Here is an 18,673-nt window from a genome sequence, read left to right as displayed (position 1 = left end):
TTAGAAAATTTCCATTAATTTATCCAGCTCATCCAGCGTCAAATCGTCGTCACCAAGATCACTCGGGGTCAGTTCCGTACCGTCTTGAGATAGGCAATGTTCAATGATTCTAAGAAGATGCGCTTTAAAGCTGTCACTGAATGTTTGTACTGTTTTTTCATGAAATTCAAGAGAATGATAGGCCAGTGACATCGTCAGTTTTCCGTTTTCGATATATCCGACAACATCCAGCGCATTCGGTTTTTCTGTTTCAGGGCTTAATGACTGTCCTGATGGCAGCTCTGATCTCGTAAACAAACCTGCATCCGACATTTCGTCAAACTGACCTAAATAGTTGAAGCTGACATCCGGCTGAATCGAGAACGCCACATCTTCTTTATGTTCCGATGCCGTCAGATAGCGCAAAATGCCGTATCCGACTCCCTTATTCGGCACATGTCTGATATCTTCTTTCATTTGCTTCAGCTGGTAGCCCAGATCATCCGCATGCTTCATATCGAGCACCATTGGGTACATACTTGTAAACCAGCCGACTGTGCGGGAAATGGTCAGGTCTTCTATGATTTCTTCACGTCCGTGCCCCTCTAAATGAACATTTACTCGATCCTGACCCGTCCACTCCTTCATTGCCAATCCGAATGCCGTCAGCAAAATATCATTCATTTCTGTGTGATATGCCTCATGCACCTTTGTGGTGAGCTGTTCTGTCTCTTCAGCAGTCAGCGAGAATTCAATTGTCTTTGTATGTTTCATTCGCTGATCACCAGATTCGCGGTCTTTCGGAAGCTTTGCCGCGACAGCTTGTTCTTCAAGCTGTCTCCAATACTCTTTTTCTTTCAAAAAGGCTTTGGAGTTCGCGAAGTCTTGCAATCTCTCTGCATACTCTGCAAATGAATGTGTTTTCTGCGGGAGAACCGGTTCATTGCCTTGCTCAAGCTGTGTATATACTGCGGCGAAATCCTCCAGTAGAATCCGCCACGAGACGCCGTCAACCACTAAGTGGTGAATGGCGAGAAGCAAGTGGTCTCCGTCTTCCGCTTGGAACAAGCCTGCTTTTAACAAGCCGCCTTCCTGCAAGTCGATGCTGCTTTGCAAACGCTCTGCTTCTCTCTCTATACGGTCTTCGTAATCTGCAGCTTGGCCCTCAATCTGGATGACCTCCAATTGAGCGGAAGCAGCTTCAAGACCTCTGTTGTATTGAATGACGTCTTCCTGTCCCTCACGATAGACCATACGGAGCGCGTCATGATGCTCGATCAGCGCCTGCAATGTTTTCTCCACCCGTTCAGGGTCAAAGCCCTTCGCGGCGTGAAGCATCACCGATTGGTTCCAGTGGTGCTTGTTCGTGAAGTTCTTTTCAAAGAACCAGCGCTGGATCGGCGTCAGGATGACTTCGCCCTCTACCGGGCCTTGGTCTGCCTGTTTGCCTTCGGCACGCTCTACATATTGGGTAAGCTCTTCGATCGTCGGATGCTGGAAGAGATCTTTCATTTCCAGCTTCCAGCCGTGCTGATTCAAGCGGCTCGCCATTTGAATTCCTTTGATGGAATCTCCGCCAAGCGAGAAGAAATTGTCGGTGACACCGACTTCAGACATTCCAAGCACGTCCTGCCAGATGCCGGCAAGCAGCTCTTCCATGTCGGTCGTCGGCGCTTTGTATTCTCCGCTTCCCGCTTCGATGTCCGGCTCAGGCAAGGCTTTGCGGTCGACTTTGCCGTTTGCCGTGACCGGAAGCTCGCTCAGTGTCACCCAGAACGCCGGGATCATATAATCCGGCAGGGTTTCCTTCAGTGCTGATTTCAGCGCTTCTATATCAGCTGTTTCCGGGGTGACATACGCCGCGATCGCTGTATTGCCGCCTTTATCTTTGACAGCTGTTACCGCCGCATCCTGCACCTCAGAAAGCTGGGCGAGCTGGACTTCAATTTCTGAGAGCTCGATCCGGTAGCCGCGGACCTTGACCTGCTGGTCGATCCGGCCGATGTATTCGATGCCGCCGTTCACCCACTTCACCAAGTCGCCGGTGCGGTACATGCGTTCACCCGGCACAAACGGATCAGCGACAAACCGCTTCGCGGTTTCGTCTTCTCGATTCAGATAGCCTCGCGCTAATCCGCGTCCCGCCACACAAAGCTCTCCGGCTACGCCTTCCGGCTGCACCTGATTGCCCTCTCCGAGAATGTATACTCTCGTATTGGCAATGGCCCTTCCGATGGAAAGCGAGCCTTCCTCCGGATGGATTTCTGCGCTTGTGGCAACGACCGTATTTTCTGTCGGCCCGTAGTTGTTGACGAGTGTGTACGGCTTTTTCACTGCGCGCTTCAGCTTGTCTCCTCCGGTCAAGAGGACGCGAAGTGATGTGTTCTCAAGCTCCATGAACTGTTCCGCAAGCTGTGTCGGCAGGAACGTGATCGTTACGCCGTTCGTTTCAAAATAATCGTTCAGGCGGACGATATCGAGGCGGATCGCTTCATCAATGACGTGAAGCTCGGCACCGATCGTCCAGGTCGGGAACATCTCCCAAATGGAAGCGTCGAACCCAAAGCCCGCGTACTTCGCACTGCGGTCCTCCGCTGTCATGCTGAACGCGTCGTGGTGCCAGAAGCACAGGTTCACAAGCGCATGGTGCTCGACCATGACACCCTTCGGCTGTCCGGTCGTTCCAGACGTGTAAATCATGTACGCCAAGTTCTCCGCGGTTACAGCGGTTTCTGGATTTCCCTCGTCGTTTTCATCAAGCGGCAGGCTTAGAATCGTGCGGCTTCCGTCGAGAAGAATGACATCTCCCGTAAAGCTGTCCGGCACTGAAATGCCTTCCTGTTTCAAGAGAAGCTTCGCGCCGCTGTCCTGTAAAATATACTCAATCCGCTGATCCGGGTAGTCAGGATCAATCGGCACAAACGCCGCTCCGGCTTTCAAGACGCCGAGCACCGCGGCGGACATTTCAAGCGACGGCTTCGTGAGAATGCCGACGCGGTCATCCGGGCTGATGCCGCAGTCCATCAGAATCCGCGCGAGACGATTCGCCTTCGCATTCAGCTCACCGTACGTCCAAGACTGGCCGTTGTATGTGACAGCCGGGCGGTCTTTGTGGCGCTGGACAGTCTCTTCGAATAGCTGATGAATCGTTTTGTCTGTCGGCACAGACAGCGCTTTGCCCTTCCATGCCTCAAGAAGAGCTTGCTTTTCTGTCTCAGTGACCAGTGACAGGCTGGAAAGCGGCTGGTTCGGGTTCCCAGTAACTGCATCTAAAAGCTCCATCCAATATTGCTTCCATCGTTCAATCGTTTCCTGCTTAAACAGAGCTGTATTGTATTCGAGTACGAATGTAAGCCCTCCGTCGGTTTCGTCAGCCGTCAGCGTGAGGTCAAACTTGGCTGTTTTCCGTTCAAACGGATGCGGCTCAAGCTGAATCCCTTTCATTGTTAAATCCTTTATATTCGCATTTTGCATTGAAAAAACTGCATCGAATAACGGATTTCTGCTTGTGTCACGCTGAACCTGAACATTTCCGATCAAATCCTCAAGTGGGTAATCCTGCGCATCAAAAGCGCTGAGTGCCGTTTCTTTCACTTCGTTAAGATAGTTGGCAAACGTCTTTTCACCCTTCGGATACGTGCGCAGCGCCAATGTATTGACGAACATTCCGATGACGCGGCTGACGTCCGCTTGAGATCGTCCGGCCACAGGTGAACCGACGATGATATCGTCTTGCCCGCTCAGTTTTGATAAAAATGCACTGTATGAAGCCAGAAGCACCATGTAAAGCGTGGAATCCGTTTCTTTTGCAAGCCTGCGCAGAGCATCAGCTTTGCCTGCTTCTAATGAAAATGCAATGCGGTCTCCCTCAAATGTTTGAACAGCAGGCCGACTGTAATCAGTCGGAAGCGTCAGCACCGGCAGCTCTCCGTCCAGCTCCTTCAGCCAATGCTCTTCTTGCTTCTTGTAAAGCTCAGACTGAATGAACTGCTGCTGCCACACGGCATAATCCTTATATTGAATACGGAGCGGCTCAAGGGTTTCTCCGTCGTACAGCTTTGAAAGCTCCTCAATCAGCACACCGACAGATGCACCATCAGAAATAATATGATGCATATCGAACAGCAGCACATGCTCAGTGTCTGAATGCTTGATAAGCCCTATTCTGAACAGTGGAAGTTGGTCGATTTTGAAAGGCTTAATAAACTCAGAAACGATCCGCTCTGTCTCTTCTTCCGGTGCTTCGAAATAGGCTATCTCGCACTCAGCCTCTTCCCAGATCCGCTGCACCGTTTCTCCATCTTTTATTTCAAACGTGGTTCTCAAGGCTTCATGACGCTGCATTAACTGCTGCATGACGCTGTTAAGCCTTTCAACATCAAGCTCACCTGTCAGGCGCAGAACCGCCGGCATGTTATAGCTCGTTTGCGCATCCTCAAGCTGCTGAAGCACGTACATCCGTTTTTGCGGTGAAGAAACAGGATACGTATCTTGTTTCTCTGCCGGGCTGATACTTGCGGCTGTCCCTTTTTCAGCAGAGGCAATCACCTGTGCCAAGCCCTCAACCGTCGGTGATTGGAAGAGATCCTTGAGTGACAGCTCAACGCCCAGTTCCTGATGAACCAAGGCAAGCATCTTCATGCCTGCTAATGAATGTCCGCCAATGTCAAAGAAGTGGTCATAAGCGCCGACTTGTTCAGCCTGAAGCACCTGTGCCCAAATGTCTGCGACTTTTTGTTCCATTTCATTGCGTGGCGCAACATATGAAACACCTCTTGAAACGTTGGCATCAGGAATCGGCAGCGCTCTCCGGTCAATTTTTCCGTTCCCTGTCAGCGGCAGCTCGTCCATTTGGATAAACACCGCAGGAACCATATATGCCGGCAAGTCCTTCGCAGCATGCTCTCTCATCTCTTGTGATGAGATGTCTCCTTCTCCGACATAGTAAGCACACAACAGTTTATCTCCCGCTCCTTGATCAACGGCAAGCACAACACTTTCCTGAACACGATCATGGGTTTGCAGCTGATGTTCGATTTCTCCAAGCTCGATGCGCTGTCCGCGAATCTTCACCTGATGGTCGATTCGCCCGATAAATTCGATGTCGCCATTCGGCAGCCATCTCGCAAGGTCTCCCGTTTTATACATGCGTTCGCCGGATGTAAACGGATGGGGAACAAATTTCTCCTCAGTCAGTTCTGGACGGTTGTAATAGCCTTTCACGAGTCCTTCGCCGCTGACGCAAAGCTCTCCGGCAATCCCGGCAGGCTGCACGTGTCCCGTACGGTCAAGAATGTATACTTCCGTATTGCTAACCGGTTTTCCAATCGGAACAGACAGCGTGTGCTCCTCCAATTCATCAACCGGATGATACGTCGCGAAAACCGTGCTTTCAGACGGTCCATACATGTGAAGAAGCTTGCCCTTTCCAACCGTTTGCAAAGCTTTTCTGACATGCTCAACCGAAGCCCGTTCCCCGCCAAACATAATTTTGCGAAGCGTTGACAAGCATGCCGGATTCAAGTCCACAAGCAAGTGGAACAAAGCGGTTGTAATCATGAGAATACTGATGTTCTCCCGTTCAATGACGCGGGACAGGCGAGCCATGTCCAAAACGGTTTCCTTCGGTATCAGCACCAGCTTGGCTCCGTTTAACAAAGAGCCGAACATATCGAACATAAACGCGTCAAACACGTAATTGGAAAGACCGAGAATCGTATCCTGTTCTGTAATGCTGAGATAATTCGTTTCCTTCACCGTGCGGAGAATATTGGCATGTGTCACGATATTCCCCTTAGGTGTTCCAGTCGTTCCGGAAGTATACGTCAGGTTGGCCATTGCTTCAGAATCAAGAGGCAGTGCGAGATTGCGCGCATCGGCATGATAGCTTTCTTCCTCATCGGCTAGCACGATAACGCCCTTAAATTCCGCTTCTTCCGCCAAAGCCTTTAATTTCCTCTGAGTGAGAAGCACCTTTGCTCCGCTGTCACGGAAGAAATGCTGCATCCGCTGAATCGGATGTTCCGGATCGATCGGAACATAAGCCGAACCTGATTTTAATACTGCCAAGATCGACACAATCATATCCATTGACCGCTCGCATAAGACAGCCGCAGTTCTGCCTTCGCCAGCTCCAAGAGAAAGAATGCCGCGGGCTAAACGATTGGCCCGTTCATTCAGTTCACGATAAGTGAGTGATTCGCCTTCATATTGAAGCGCAGTGTGGTCTGGCGTATTCGCCGCTTGCTCCTCAAACAGCTGAACAATTGTTTTGTCTTTCGGATAAGGTGTTCTGCCCGGGTTAAACTGCTGAATTTGCGAAGCAGCCTCCTCTTCAGAAAGAAGCTTATACTCAGAAATCGGCTTCTCTGGATCAGCCGCAGCATCTTCAAGCAAACGCGCAAAATGCGTAAGCAGCCTGTCTGCCGTGCTTTGTTTAAACAGCTTTGTGCTGTAATCCAAATCAAGCTCAATGCCTTCATCGGTTTCTCTCGCCTGCACCGTCAAATCAAATTTGGCAATCTTGAAATTGGTCTCATGAACAGACAAGGACAGATCGCCGACAGCCGGAATGCCTGCTGTCGCATTTTGAAGGCTGAACATCGTGTCAAACAGCGGATGCCTGCTAACATCACGCGGGATGTTCAAATCTTCAACAAGCCACTCAAACGGATAGTCCTGATGAGAAAAGGCATTCAGCACCCGTTTGCGGACACGCGAGATCAATTGGGTAAACGTCTCATCTTGCTTCACCTCACTGCGAATCGCAAGCGTATTGACAAACATCCCGATAATGCCCTCTGTATCGGAGTGATTTCTGCCCGCTGACGGTGTCCCGACAATGATGTCATCCTGCCCCGTATACTTTGACAAAAGCGTATAGTAAGCGGACAGCATCACCATATATAAAGTGGCGCCGTTTTGTTCAGCCAAACGATTGAGGCGATCCTTTACCCCCGCATCCAGCTTGATTGACACCCGATCCCCTTCAAAGCTTTGAACAGGCGGTCTTGGGTAATCGGACAGAAGCTGAAGCACCGGGAGCTCGCCTGCAAAGACTTCCTTCCAATAAGCCTGGTCCTTCTTGTACCCTTCAGCAGCCTGTCTGCTTTGCCATACAGCGTAGTCCTTATACTGGAGACGAAGTTCAGGAAGCTGTTCGCCTTTATAAATGCGTGCTAACTCCTCCAGCATAATGCCAATGGATACACCATCAGAAATCAAATGGTGCATGTCAAACAGCAGCATATGACGGTTCTCTTCAAGCCCCAGCAAACCGATTCTGAACAGCGGAGCTTTCGCTAAATCAAATTTCCGAACGAATGAAGCCATAATTGCCTCATCTGAGCGGCCGCCTCTTTCAATCATTTCGATGTTGAAATCAACGCTATCGTGAATGTTCTGTCTCGGCGTGCTGTTTTCAAGAACAAATGATGTTCTCAATGACTCGTGGCGTCGGATTAACCCCTGAAATGCGCGCTCCAGCTTTTGAATATCTAAAGGCCCTTCCAGAATTGCTGCTGCCGGCATGTTGTAGCCGACTCCCGCATCCTCGAACTGGCTGACGATATATGTTCGCTGCTGTGCCAATGAAAGCGGATAATGCTCCTGTTTTTCAGCAGGTTCAATCACCGCAAAAGCTTTGCTTTCTCTGTGATCAGCTTCCTCTGCAAGAGCCGCAATCGTCGGATGCTCAAACAAATATTGAAGCGGAATCTCGACGCCTGCTTCCTTATGAATCTTTGTTAAAAGGGTCATGGCCTTCAATGAATGCCCGCCCGTTTCAAAGAAATTGTCAAAGACCCCCGCCTTCTCCACGTTCAGCACGTCCTGCCAAATGGCTGCGATTGCTTTTTCAGTCTCATTTCGCGGCGCTGTATAGGCAGTGCCGCTGACAGCCTTCACCTCTAGCGCAAACAGCTTGCGGCGGTCGACTTTGCCGCTTGGCGTAAGCGGAATTTCTGTCACTTCTGTAAAGTAAGCCGGCACCATATAGTCAGGAAGCTGTCTGGCCGCATGCTCCCTTAAGCCGGCTGGCGCAAATTCGCTTCCAGGCTTCTGCACAACATATGCGCAAACCTCAAGATTTCCCTGTTCGTCAGGGCGTGCCAAAACAACGGCTTTTGCAACGTCTGGCGCCTGCTGAATCACGGCTTCAATTTCCCCAAGCTCAATCCGGTATCCGCGGACTTTGACCTGGTCATCCTCTCTGCCTAAATATTCGATTGTTCCATCTGGAAGCCAGCGCACCACGTCCCCGGTCCGGTACATGCGATCGCCCGGCACGAATGGATCTTGTAAAAACTTCTCTTCCGTTAATTCAGGCAAATGCAAATAGCCTCGGCCCACACCGTCTCCCGCGATATAAAGCTCACCCGCCACGCCTTCAGGCTGCAGCCGGCCTTTTTGATCCAAAATATATAAGCGGTTATTCCCCAGCGCTTTCCCGATCGGCACATACGCTGATTGAACTGCATTCTCAGGGATAACCGGATGAACAGACGCGTCAACGCACGTTTCAGTCGGCCCGTACACATTAGTCAAACGCGGCGCTGTGCCGGCTTCTTTAAACAGCTTCAGCAGCTTGTCCGCAACAACAGATGACAGGCCTTCTCCTCCGATCAGCATGTGCTTCAGTTTTAGGCCTTCAAAATCGCCCGCTGCTGCCAGCATTTGCAAATGAGCCGGTGTTCCATCCGTCGCCTCAATGCTGTTTCTCCGATAATATGTAGCAAGGGCGGTCCCGTTCGTCACTGTTTTCTTCGGTACGATATAAAGGGTTTGTCCCAAAAGAAGCGACGCGAAGATCTGCTTCACTGACGCATCAAAGTGGAACGGCGCAAGCAATGCCATCCGCAGGGTTTGGCTGCCGCTTTGGTAAATCGTCTGCTGCAGAGATTCAACCAAATGATGAACCTGGCGATGCTCGATCATAACGCCTTTCGGACGTCCGGTTGTTCCCGATGTGTAAATAATGTAGGCAAGATTCCGCGCGTTTACATCAGCCTCCGTCATATCGTCTGCACCTTCCGCAATTGCCTGATCTAAGTCAATCAGCTCAGCATCGGCTTCAGGCGCTGCAACCTTCGATTCAGTCAGGATGAAGTCCGCCCCGCAGTCCTCCAAAATATATTGAATCCGCTCTGCAGGAAAACCCGGATCAATCGGCACATAGGCTCCGCCGGCTTTTAAAATTCCCATGATAGCTGTAATCATCCGTTCAGAACGTTCAATCAAAACCGCGACAGGACTGTCCGGGCCAACCCCTTTCTGTTTCAGCACATTGGCGATGCGTGCAGATTGCTCATGTAACGTTCGATAGGACAATGTACGATCTTCGAATACAACCGCTGGATGATCTGAAAGCTGCTCAGCCTTTTCTTGGAACAGTTCCGGGATCGTCATGTCCTTACGGTAGCTCACAGATTTACCGCCCGCCCTCGCAAGCAGCTTCTCTTTCTCCGCATCAGAAATCATCGTTAATTCATCAATTGTATGTTCTGGATGCGTTAACGCGTTCTCCAGCATTGTAATCATGCGCTCACAAATCATGTTGATTTCTTCACGTGAAAATAAATCAGTGCGGTAATCAAAATCTATGGTGAGTTTCCCAGTATCCCATCGATCCTTCACATGGATCGAGACATCATTTAATCCGCTGCCGCTGAAAATCGGCTCAGTCAAAAAGGCAAGGTCCTCTTCTTTTTGCCACTGCATCACCTGATATTCAAGAGAAACAGTAAACAGCTTGGTCAGAGAGCTCTTTGTTTCACGCAAATCGTTGATCAGGAGATTATACGGGTACTTTTGGTGGCGGAGTGTCTTCATGAGATCCTTCATCCGGTCTTTGACAAATTCTAAAAACGCCTGCCCGCCGTCAATGTTTGTCCGAAGCGGAACCGTAGAAACAAACATGCCAAGCATCTGCTTCTCTTTCGCATTTGTCCGGTTGCCCATAAAGGTTCCCGTCACAACATCATTTTGGCCGCTGACCCTGTACAAATAGGCGGCGAGCAACGATTGAAATACCGAAAGAACACTGACTTTATTCGCCTCACAAAACGACAGAATCTGCTGATGTAGCGCTTCAGGCACATCTTTAGAGAACCTCTCAGCATCTAAACTTCCCCCTGCGGATGCATTCCGTTTCAAGGAAACAAGTTCAGGCACCGATTCAAATTGTTTGTTCCAAAACGCCTTGTCCTTTTCAAACCGCTTCGATTGAGCATAGTCCTGTTCAGATAAAACATGATCGATAAATGAATGCGAGATTCCTTCTTTTGCCTCTGAGCCGCTGGCTAATTCTAAATAAATGTGCATGATCGCATTCCCGAGAATATTCATGGAGATACCATCAGAAATCACGTGATGAACATTTGCGTAAAACCATACTTCATTTTCCTTTATGGTGAACAAGGAAAAACGGAATAAATCACAATCGTACAACGGCAAAGGTTTTTTCGTTTCCTCCCGGCTCCATTGTGAAATAAACTCTATCGCATTCGGATCTTCAGTAGTGTCAGTATGTTTTATATCAACAGGCCGATACTCGCTAATATATTGTACAGGCTCCCCGTTTTCATCTAGCCGCAACCGAAGGCGCATGGCGTCATTTCTGCGAATAAACTCTTGAATCGCCTGCTCAACAAGCACATAATCAATCGCATCAGCTGAAACCAGCTTACCAATCCCCGCAAGATTTGAAATGCTCGTGTGAGGATAAAATTTTTCTGTGTACCAAATTCGTTTTTGTGCATCCGTTAAAGGATAAAAAGTTATTTCCATATTGTCATACCTCCCCTAATCTTTATAAGCAGTGAACATGTGCAACGCATTTTCTCTTTCTTATCCATATCAGCTTTTAATTCTTATGAACTAACAGCCGAAATAGCCCAAAGTACTACACTTAAAAAGCAGTGCTTCCAATCAAAAAACAGATGGCCGCTATTAAAGCAGGCTGCCGTCAGTCAGCATTGCGGCGTTTAACATAAGCGGATAAAGACCGCAAGACCCCACCCTAATAAGAAACCAATTTTGGCTATTTATTCATTGTTTTCAATATTTTTTATCTTTCTACCGTTTACTTTAAATGAAAAAAATGTTTTTATCACCGAAAAATGGGTGAAAAGTTTCATGCGGGATGCCGAAAGATTCCAGTTTATTTACAGGGATATTTTTGCGGGATGCCGCAATCATTTCCACTAAACATTATTTACAGAAAAATAAAAATTTTTAAACCAAACTGCTGCGTTCAATCTTTTTTTATTGCTGAATGCAATTTACAATCTTTACATGACTATGTGTACCGCGCAAAAACCGAAAAAAAGGCAAAAAAAAGACACCCTTGCGAAGAGCGTCTTACAACGATTCTTTCATGACATTTTTGTCGATATCAATCAATTCCATATAACCTTTCCCCCACTCATACATGGCTTCAAGAATAGGCATGAGGCTTTCTCCGTGCGGGGTCAGAGAATATTCAACCTTCGGCGGGACAACTGGATACACTTCCCTGTGAACAATCATATCCTGCTCAAGCTCTCTCAGCTGATTCACGAGGATCTTCTGCGTAATATCAGGAATCAATGTTTTTAATTCATTGAACCGTTTTGTGCCTTCTTTTCCTAAATGCCATAAAATGAGCATTTTCCATTTACCGCCAATCACTGCAAGCGTTAATTCCTTCTCACAATTAAACCTTTTGTCGTCCATCCGGCTCAATAGAATCCCCCCCTTAGTAACCTTTTTGTATGTTAGATACGTATCATCACTTACTTACTTTTTTGCAGACTCTTTTTTCATTATACTCACTCATAAAATCAAGCGAAAGAAATCTGATTGTCTCTCCTCACAGTATCCTCCAAGTAACTTGTTGACTTCAAAGTGCCTACTTCTCATCAAAAGAAGGAACCTATAGAATGAAAAATAATTCGAAAAAGGGAGTGGATCAACAATGGAATTACAGCTTGCATTAGACCTCGTCAACATCCCGGAAGCCATTGAGCTCGTCAAAGAGGTAGAACAATACATCGACGTAGTTGAAATCGGAACACCGATCGTCATCAATGAAGGCCTAAGAGCCGTTAAAGAAATAAAAGAAGCATTTCCTCAATTGAAGGTTCTTGCAGACCTGAAAATCATGGATGCCGGAGGCTACGAAATTATGAAAGCGTCGGAAGCAGGCGCTGACATCATCACCGTTTTAGGGGCTACAGACGATGCAACGATTAAAGGCGCAGTAGAAGAAGCCAAAAAACAAAAGAAGAAAATCTTAGTGGACATGATTAACGTGAAAGATATCGAATCCCGTGCGAAAGAAATTGACGCACTCGGTGTTGACTACATCTGCGTCCACACTGGCTATGATCTTCAAGCAGAGGGCAAAAACTCTTTCGAAGAATTAACGACAATCAAAAATACCGTAAAAAACGCAAAAACCGCAATCGCGGGCGGCATCAAACTTGATACACTGCCAGAAGTGATCAAGCAAAACCCTGACCTTGTCATTGTTGGGGGCGGAATTACAAGCGCAGCTGATAAGGCGGAAACAGCTTCAAAAATGAAGCAGCTGATTGTCCAAGGATAACTCCTATGAAAACGACTGAATACGTAGCGGAAATTCTCAATGAGTTACACCGTTCAGCAGCTTATATTTCTAATGAAGAGGCTGACCAGCTTGCCGATCACATTCTTTCATCCCACCAAATTTTCACTGCGGGTGCGGGGCGGTCTGGCCTGATGGCAAAATCCTTCGCGATGAGACTGATGCACATGGGCTTCAACGCCCATATTGTAGGTGAGATTCTCACTCCGCCGCTCGCCGAAGGAGATCTAGTTATTATCGGCTCAGGATCAGGCGAGACAAAAAGCTTGATTCATACCGCAGCAAAAGCAAAAAGCTTACACGGAATTGTTGCCGCTTTAACCATCAATCCGGAATCAAGCATCGGAAAACAAGCGGACCTCATCATCAGAATGCCTGGTTCTCCTAAAGACCAGTCTAACGGAAGCTATAAAACCATTCAGCCAATGGGATCATTATTTGAACAAACTTTGCTGCTCTTCTATGATGCAGTGATTTTAAAACTCATGGAGAAAAAAGGACTCGATTCTGAAACTATGTTCACTCACCACGCAAACCTTGAATAGCATCACACAACCGGCCTGAAGATCAGGCCGGTTTTATTTTTTCTAAAATAAAACTTTAAACCCGAAAACCCGATAAGTAATATGACCTACAAATCGTAAAGGGAGGAATTATGTTGATAAAACGATTTAAGATGAAGCTAGGAACTAAAATTCTTTGCCTCGTTTTCGTGGTGATTCTTTTGTTTTCGGCATCAGTTGGCACTGTGATGCTTAAGGAAATTACAGAAAACATGAAACAAATGGCAACTGAAAAAGCGAAAGGTGATCTTGCTTTAAGCAGCACTTATATTGATGATGTCATGTCAGGCGACTGGCAGGTGAAAAACAATAAGCTCTATAAAGGGCAAACACAAATCAATGGAAATGAAGATATTGTTGATCTGCTTGGCGAAAAAACAGGTGATACCATTACCATTTTCCAAGGCGATACTCGTGTTGCAACCAATGTCATGAAGAATGGCGAAAGAGCTGTCGGCACCCAGGCTTCTTCTGAAGTTATTGCCGCTGTTTTAAAGAAAGGAAAGCGTTTTTACGGACAAGCAGATGTAGCAGGTTCTTCTTATCAGACTGCATACATGCCGTTAAAAGATCAAAATGGGAACATCATCGGCATGCTGTATACCGGAGCTAATCAAAGTATTTTAGCATCACTTACACAATCACTTTTCACTCAATTCGCTATCGTTCTTGTTATCGTCATTATGGTATCAGTCATCCTTGTCTTGGTTTTCACCAGAAAAATCAACAAGCGGCTGAACGCTTTAAAAAGCGCCTTTGAAAGTGCCGGAAACGGAGATATGACAATAGAGGTGTCAGACAAAACCGGTGACGAGCTTTCAGAACTAAGCGTCTATTATAATAAGATGAGAATGAAGCTGAACGATACCATACAAACCGTACAACAATCAGCCCTTCAGCTTGCGTCAGCCTCTCAGCAGCTCTCAGCCGGAGCAGAGGAAACAAATCAAGCTTCAGAAAAAATCACAGAAGCTGTACAGCAGATTGCAAATGGAGCCCAAGATCAGATCACCCGAATTGAAAGTAGTGAAAGCTCATTAAAACAAGCTTCAGCAGACATCCGGGATATTTCTGCAAATACTGCCGCTATCGCTGACAAAGGGCAGCTCGCTCAATCAAAAGCAGACATTGGACAAAAGGAAATTGCAAATGTACAGGCGCAAATGGATGCGATTCACCAGTCAATTCAGAAAAGCGGAGAAATCATACACCAGTTAGACGGCCGCTCTAAACAAATTGAGCAAATTTTATCGGTCATCACCCAAATTGCCGATCAGACAAACCTGCTTGCGCTGAATGCAGCGATTGAAGCTGCCAGAGCCGGTGAACAAGGAAAAGGCTTTGCTGTTGTTGCTGATGAAGTACGGAAATTAGCGGAAGAGTCTCAACAGTCTGCGGGGCAGATTTCAAAACTGATCATAGAAATACAAAAGGATATGAACCGGTCTGCAAGATCTGTTGAGCATGTGAAAACAGAAGCTGCAGAAGGAGTCACCATGATCCAGCGCACCAGAGATGCATTTAAGGAAATTGCAGCTGCAACAGGTGAAATCAGCGCCGAGATTAGTGATTTATCAGCATCTGTAACAAACATTTCAGCCAGTGCACATCATATAAATGATTCCTTTGCAGCCAATACGGCCGACATTAAAGAATCTACTAAAAATACCCGGCAAGCGGCTGCATTAACAGAGGAGCAATTTGCTGCAATGGAGGAGATTACCGCAGCTTCTGAAACACTTTCTCAATTAGCTGAGGAGCTTACCGGTATCATAAGCCAATTTAAAATGATTAATCAAGCCGAAAACGGCTGATGACTTACTATCATTATTGTAAATTGGCAATCGTATTTTGCTGAAAACAAATATTTCGATCTGCTAAAATTACGATTTCTGCAATAAACTGAGCGTAAAACATAAAATTTAAACCTTTACACCAAATGCTTTCTGGATTACTCTTGTGTCAGTTTTAAAAGCGGGAGGTGAACATCACGACGGACATCATAAAAACGATACTTCTCGTCATCGTCATCATAGCAGCTGCAGCTGTCGGCCTGATAAAAGGAGACTTTTTTTCAACTGATCAAAAAACGTCTCAAACGAAAGAATATGATGAAACAATCGCCTTCCCATCTGACCGGTATCCCGAAACTGCCAAGCATATTAAGGATGCGATAAATGAGGGACACTCAGAGGTGTGCACTATTGACAGAGACGGAGCTGAGGAACGCCGCGAGCAATCATTAAAGGACGTACCTTCCAAAAAGGGGTATGACAGAGATGAATGGCCAATGGCCATGTGCAAAGAAGGCGGTGAGGGAGCTTCTGTAGAATACATTTCTCCCGCTGACAACCGCGGAGCAGGCTCTTGGGTCGGGCATCAGCTTACCGATTACCCAGACGGCACAAAGGTTTTATTCACAATTCAGTAAACAGTACATAGAGGAGGAACAGCACATTGATCAAATCATGGAAGCCGCAAGAACTTTCGATTTCATATCATCAATTTACTGTATTTCAAAAGGATTCTACACCTCCTGTAATGGATTGGACTGACGAAGCGATTGAAAAAGGATATGCTGCGGCAAACGGAGCCATTTCCTTTGAGGCACAGCGAAATACAAAGGCCTTTATTCTTTTGCGCCTGAACAGTTCAGAAACAGTAAACTCCTACGAAAAAAAAGTGACTGTTCCTTTTCATGTCACAGAAAACGGAATTCATATTGAAAGCATCATGTCTAAAAGACTGTCCTTTGATCTGCCTAAAGGAGACTATCAATTGACATGCTGGACTGTGCCGGCTGAAATGTCAGATTTGCACGCCGACACTTATATTATTGATGCTGTTTCTGTGTAATGAAAAACCCCTGAGAGAATAACTCTCAGGGACTCTTTATAAACTTTCTCCGTTCGTCTTGATGACATCTTGATACCAATAAAAGCTTTTTTTCTTCAAGCGTTTTAAATCGTATGTGCTTTCTTCATCACGATTGACATATACAAATCCGTATCTTTTTTGGTAGCCGTTCAGCCAGCTTAACAGATCAGTAAACGACCAGCTGCAATAGCCGATTAAATCGACACCGTCACTGATGGCTTGTCTGCATTGCTCAAGATGCGAACGCAAATAATCAATTCGATAATCATCCTGTACAGTGCCGTCCTCAACTTTATCAAATTCACCCAAACCGTTCTCTGTTATAAACACTGGAAGCTGATAGCGGCTTGTAATTCGGCGAAGACCGATACGCAGCCCAATTGGGTCAATTGTCCAATCCCAGTTGCTCGTTGTCAGATGCGGATTTTTTTTCGTTTTGAACACTCCGGGTATCCCCGTCTCCTGATTGGTTCCCTTTTGGCCTGTCGTATTCATTTTCCCTTCTGACACACCATCAAGCGGATTTCGTTCATAGGTGATCGTCTGATAATAATTGACACCTACAAAATCAGGCTTCCCTTTGGCGAGCAGGTCCATATCTCCTGCTTCAATTGTCGGCGCCCATCCCTGTTTTTCCAAGTAGCGGAATGGAATTTGCGGGTAGGTTCCCCAGCAATACATGTCAAGCCACCAATTGTTCATAAATTCTTCGGCGTTTTCAAATGCCAGTATATCCTCTGGATGGCTTGATAAAGGGTAAGCCGGAGAATAAGCAAAGCTAGGACCTATTTTGCCTTCAGGCACATATTCTCTAAATGATTCGATGGCTTTTGCATTAGCCAGAAACGCAATATGGTTTGCTTCGTAAAATCGTTTTCTGTCTTTCACTCCAGGCGGATGCATGGCTGTAATAAATCCGTGATTAAAATTGTAGTTCTGTTCATTTAACGTAACCCAATATTTCACCCTGTCTCCAAAACGTTTATAAAGAGTAATACAGTAGTGATTAAAATCCTCTATGATGTTTCTGGATTCAAACCCGCCGTATTCGTCCATAAGCGCTTGAGGCAAATCCCAGTGATATAAAGTCAGAACCGGCTCGATGTGATGAGAAAGCAATTCATCAATCAGACTATCGTAAAACGCTAGACCTGCTTCATTGATCTCTCCTTTTCCTTTTGGAAAAACCCGTGGCCAGCTGACGGAAAATCGATATGCTTTTAACCCCATCTCAGCCATCAGAGCGACATCTTCTTTAAATCGGTGATAATGGTCAACCGCAATGTCGCCATTGGTTCCTTTAAACGTTTTGCCCGGTATTTTCGTAAACACATCCCAAACAGAAGGGCCTTTGCCATCTTCATTCCAAGCGCCTTCAATCTGGTACGCTGCAGAAGCAGAGCCCCACAAAAAATGTTTCGGAAAAGATTCTGGATGCTGGTGGATCATAGTGTTTATCACTCCTGAATTATTGATAAACCTATCATAGGCTATGAAACGCGTTTCATATCAACTCGATGTTAGTCGCGGAACAGCTCAGCTAATATTGCCTACCTGTAAATAACGCAAAAGCACCCAATTCCAATTGGATGCTTACCATTTTAATGTCTTTTTTCAAATTTATGCGGATGAGGATGGTGCTTTGGAACAAAGCCGTTTTGTTTCATCATTTCAAAGTGTTTGTCCAAGTGATTTTTGATGTGTTCTCCTCTTTCTTTAGGCAGGATACCGTATTGTACATACTTTGAGATCACGTCTTTGCGCTTTTTAAGAATCTCTGCTTCCAGTTGTTCAATCTCTTTCTTTTGCTGATCTGTCAGTGTAACATTTGCGGGAGGCTGCTGCTGTTTTTCAGCGGCCTCAGCTGTACCGGTCAGAGAAATGACAGCCGCTGCAATGAACATTGTGATGATGTTGATGGTTATTCGTTTCATCCAGTTTATTCCTCCAATCCTATTTTTCATATGTTTTGCTGCCTTGTATTTTTTATGCATAAAAATAAAAAGAGCGAACCATTATTCGCTCTTTCTAATCTCTTCGTCAGCATTAAGTTCCTCTTCACCTGGTGTCGCATAAGTGACATATGTTCCCGCGATTAAATCATGCAGGGTCCGTTTGTCTTCTCGTACGGCAATCAGAATCAGGCTGGCGATCAAGCCGAGTCCGAAGGTTATACAGTAAACCAGGCCGGCTACAATAACCCGTAAAAACATTGTTAACAGACTGACCTGTGATCCGTCTTTTTTTACGATTCTGATTCCGCAGATCCTTTTTCCGATAAGGTAGCCGCGCCAAAACACCGGCAGCAAAATAGAGTACAGCAGTACAAACAGGCTGGTTTGTAAATATTCATTTGACTCCCCATTATGGTTTAAATGTTTCCATTTTCTTTCTCATCGAATATATCATATGCCTTAGGGGCATCAGCAAGACTTAATATTCTGAAGATCGTTTCATGCTTCTTGACCATTTCTTACGGTATTGGCATAGATGAATGACGGATCTGCTGCACCTTAACTTCACAAGCTCCTATCCATGCACGTCTGGCATTCATCCTTGGACAATTCCTTTTTTCATCACCTCTTCCCTTCATAGACGCTTTTAAACACCCACCCATGCCTTTTGTATACACAATTCGAACTTTTTGAAA

The 18,673-nt window shown here is 46.3% G+C and carries 9 protein-coding genes and 2 pseudogenes; 5 read left to right on the top strand and 6 right to left on the bottom strand.

What is annotated here, in order from left to right; genetic code table 11:
* Window positions 1-10,764 (bottom strand): surfactin non-ribosomal peptide synthetase SrfAA, encoded by a 10,764-nt coding sequence (gene srfAA, locus MHB62_RS02010; RefSeq protein ID WP_160215003.1) that lies wholly within the window; start codon window positions 10,762-10,764, stop codon window positions 1-3.
* A 573-nt stretch (window positions 10,765-11,337) separates the two neighbouring features.
* Complete coding sequence (gene hxlR / locus MHB62_RS02005; RefSeq protein ID WP_003246265.1) at window positions 11,338-11,700, bottom strand: transcriptional activator HxlR; 363 nt, start codon at window positions 11,698-11,700, stop codon at window positions 11,338-11,340.
* Window positions 11,701-11,932: 232 nt separating this feature from the next.
* On the opposite strand from hxlR, the gene hxlA reads away from it, so the two are divergent.
* From hxlA to nin, 5 genes are all read left to right on the top strand, one after another.
* On the top strand, window positions 11,933-12,565 hold the full coding sequence (gene hxlA, locus MHB62_RS02000; RefSeq protein WP_032722903.1) for a 3-hexulose-6-phosphate synthase: 633 nt from the start codon (window positions 11,933-11,935) through the stop codon (window positions 12,563-12,565).
* 5 nt (window positions 12,566-12,570) lie between these two features.
* Window positions 12,571-13,128 carry a 6-phospho-3-hexuloisomerase gene (gene hxlB, locus MHB62_RS01995; protein WP_003234605.1) on the top strand — a complete coding sequence of 186 codons (558 nt, stop codon included), beginning with the start codon at window positions 12,571-12,573 and terminating at the stop codon, window positions 13,126-13,128.
* Window positions 13,129-13,238: 110 nt separating this feature from the next.
* Window positions 13,239-14,960, top strand: a complete 1,722-nt coding sequence (tlpC, locus tag MHB62_RS01990; protein ID WP_029727077.1) for a methyl-accepting chemotaxis protein TlpC — start codon at window positions 13,239-13,241, stop codon at window positions 14,958-14,960.
* Between the two features lie 167 nt (window positions 14,961-15,127).
* Window positions 15,128-15,577 carry a DNA-entry nuclease gene (nucA, locus tag MHB62_RS01985; protein WP_003234608.1) on the top strand — a complete coding sequence of 150 codons (450 nt, stop codon included), beginning with the start codon at window positions 15,128-15,130 and terminating at the stop codon, window positions 15,575-15,577.
* A 26-nt stretch (window positions 15,578-15,603) separates the two neighbouring features.
* A complete protein-coding gene (nin, locus tag MHB62_RS01980; protein WP_032722902.1) occupies window positions 15,604-16,002 on the top strand; it encodes a DNA-entry nuclease inhibitor in 399 nt (132 codons plus the stop codon).
* Between the two features lie 36 nt (window positions 16,003-16,038).
* Here nin and bglC read toward each other — a convergent pair whose 3' ends face one another.
* The 4 genes and pseudogenes from bglC to MHB62_RS01960 form a co-directional block, all read right to left on the bottom strand.
* Complete coding sequence (gene bglC / locus MHB62_RS01975) at window positions 16,039-17,472, bottom strand: 6-phospho-beta-glucosidase (protein WP_032722901.1); 1,434 nt, start codon at window positions 17,470-17,472, stop codon at window positions 16,039-16,041.
* 152 nt (window positions 17,473-17,624) lie between these two features.
* Window positions 17,625-17,957, bottom strand: a complete 333-nt coding sequence (locus tag MHB62_RS01970) for a YckD family protein (protein WP_015252849.1) — start codon at window positions 17,955-17,957, stop codon at window positions 17,625-17,627.
* 81 nt (window positions 17,958-18,038) lie between these two features.
* Window positions 18,039-18,359 (bottom strand): annotated as a pseudogene (locus MHB62_RS01965) (RDD family protein); the annotation flags it as partial.
* A gap of 35 nt (window positions 18,360-18,394) precedes the next feature.
* Window positions 18,395-18,587, bottom strand: a pseudogene (locus MHB62_RS01960) (hypothetical protein).
* Window positions 18,588-18,673: the final 86 nt, after the last annotated feature.

Origin of the sequence: Bacillus sp. FSL K6-0255 (genome assembly GCF_045040725.1) — a bacterium.
GTDB classification, from domain to species: domain Bacteria; phylum Bacillota; class Bacilli; order Bacillales; family Bacillaceae; genus Bacillus; species Bacillus subtilis.
This window is presented reverse-complemented; position numbering and strand designations above follow the sequence as displayed.

Coding starts and splice junctions, on each gene's coding strand:
- bglC (WP_032722901.1), bottom strand. CDS start 17,472: ATGATCCACCAGCATCCAGAATCTTTTCCGAAACATTTTTTGTGGGGC.
- hxlB (WP_003234605.1), top strand. CDS start 12,571: ATGAAAACGACTGAATACGTAGCGGAAATTCTCAATGAGTTACACCGT.
- tlpC (WP_029727077.1), top strand. CDS start 13,239: ATGTTGATAAAACGATTTAAGATGAAGCTAGGAACTAAAATTCTTTGC.
- srfAA (WP_160215003.1), bottom strand. CDS start 10,764: ATGGAAATAACTTTTTATCCTTTAACGGATGCACAAAAACGAATTTGG.
- MHB62_RS01970 (WP_015252849.1), bottom strand. CDS start 17,957: ATGAAACGAATAACCATCAACATCATCACAATGTTCATTGCAGCGGCT.
- hxlA (WP_032722903.1), top strand. CDS start 11,933: ATGGAATTACAGCTTGCATTAGACCTCGTCAACATCCCGGAAGCCATT.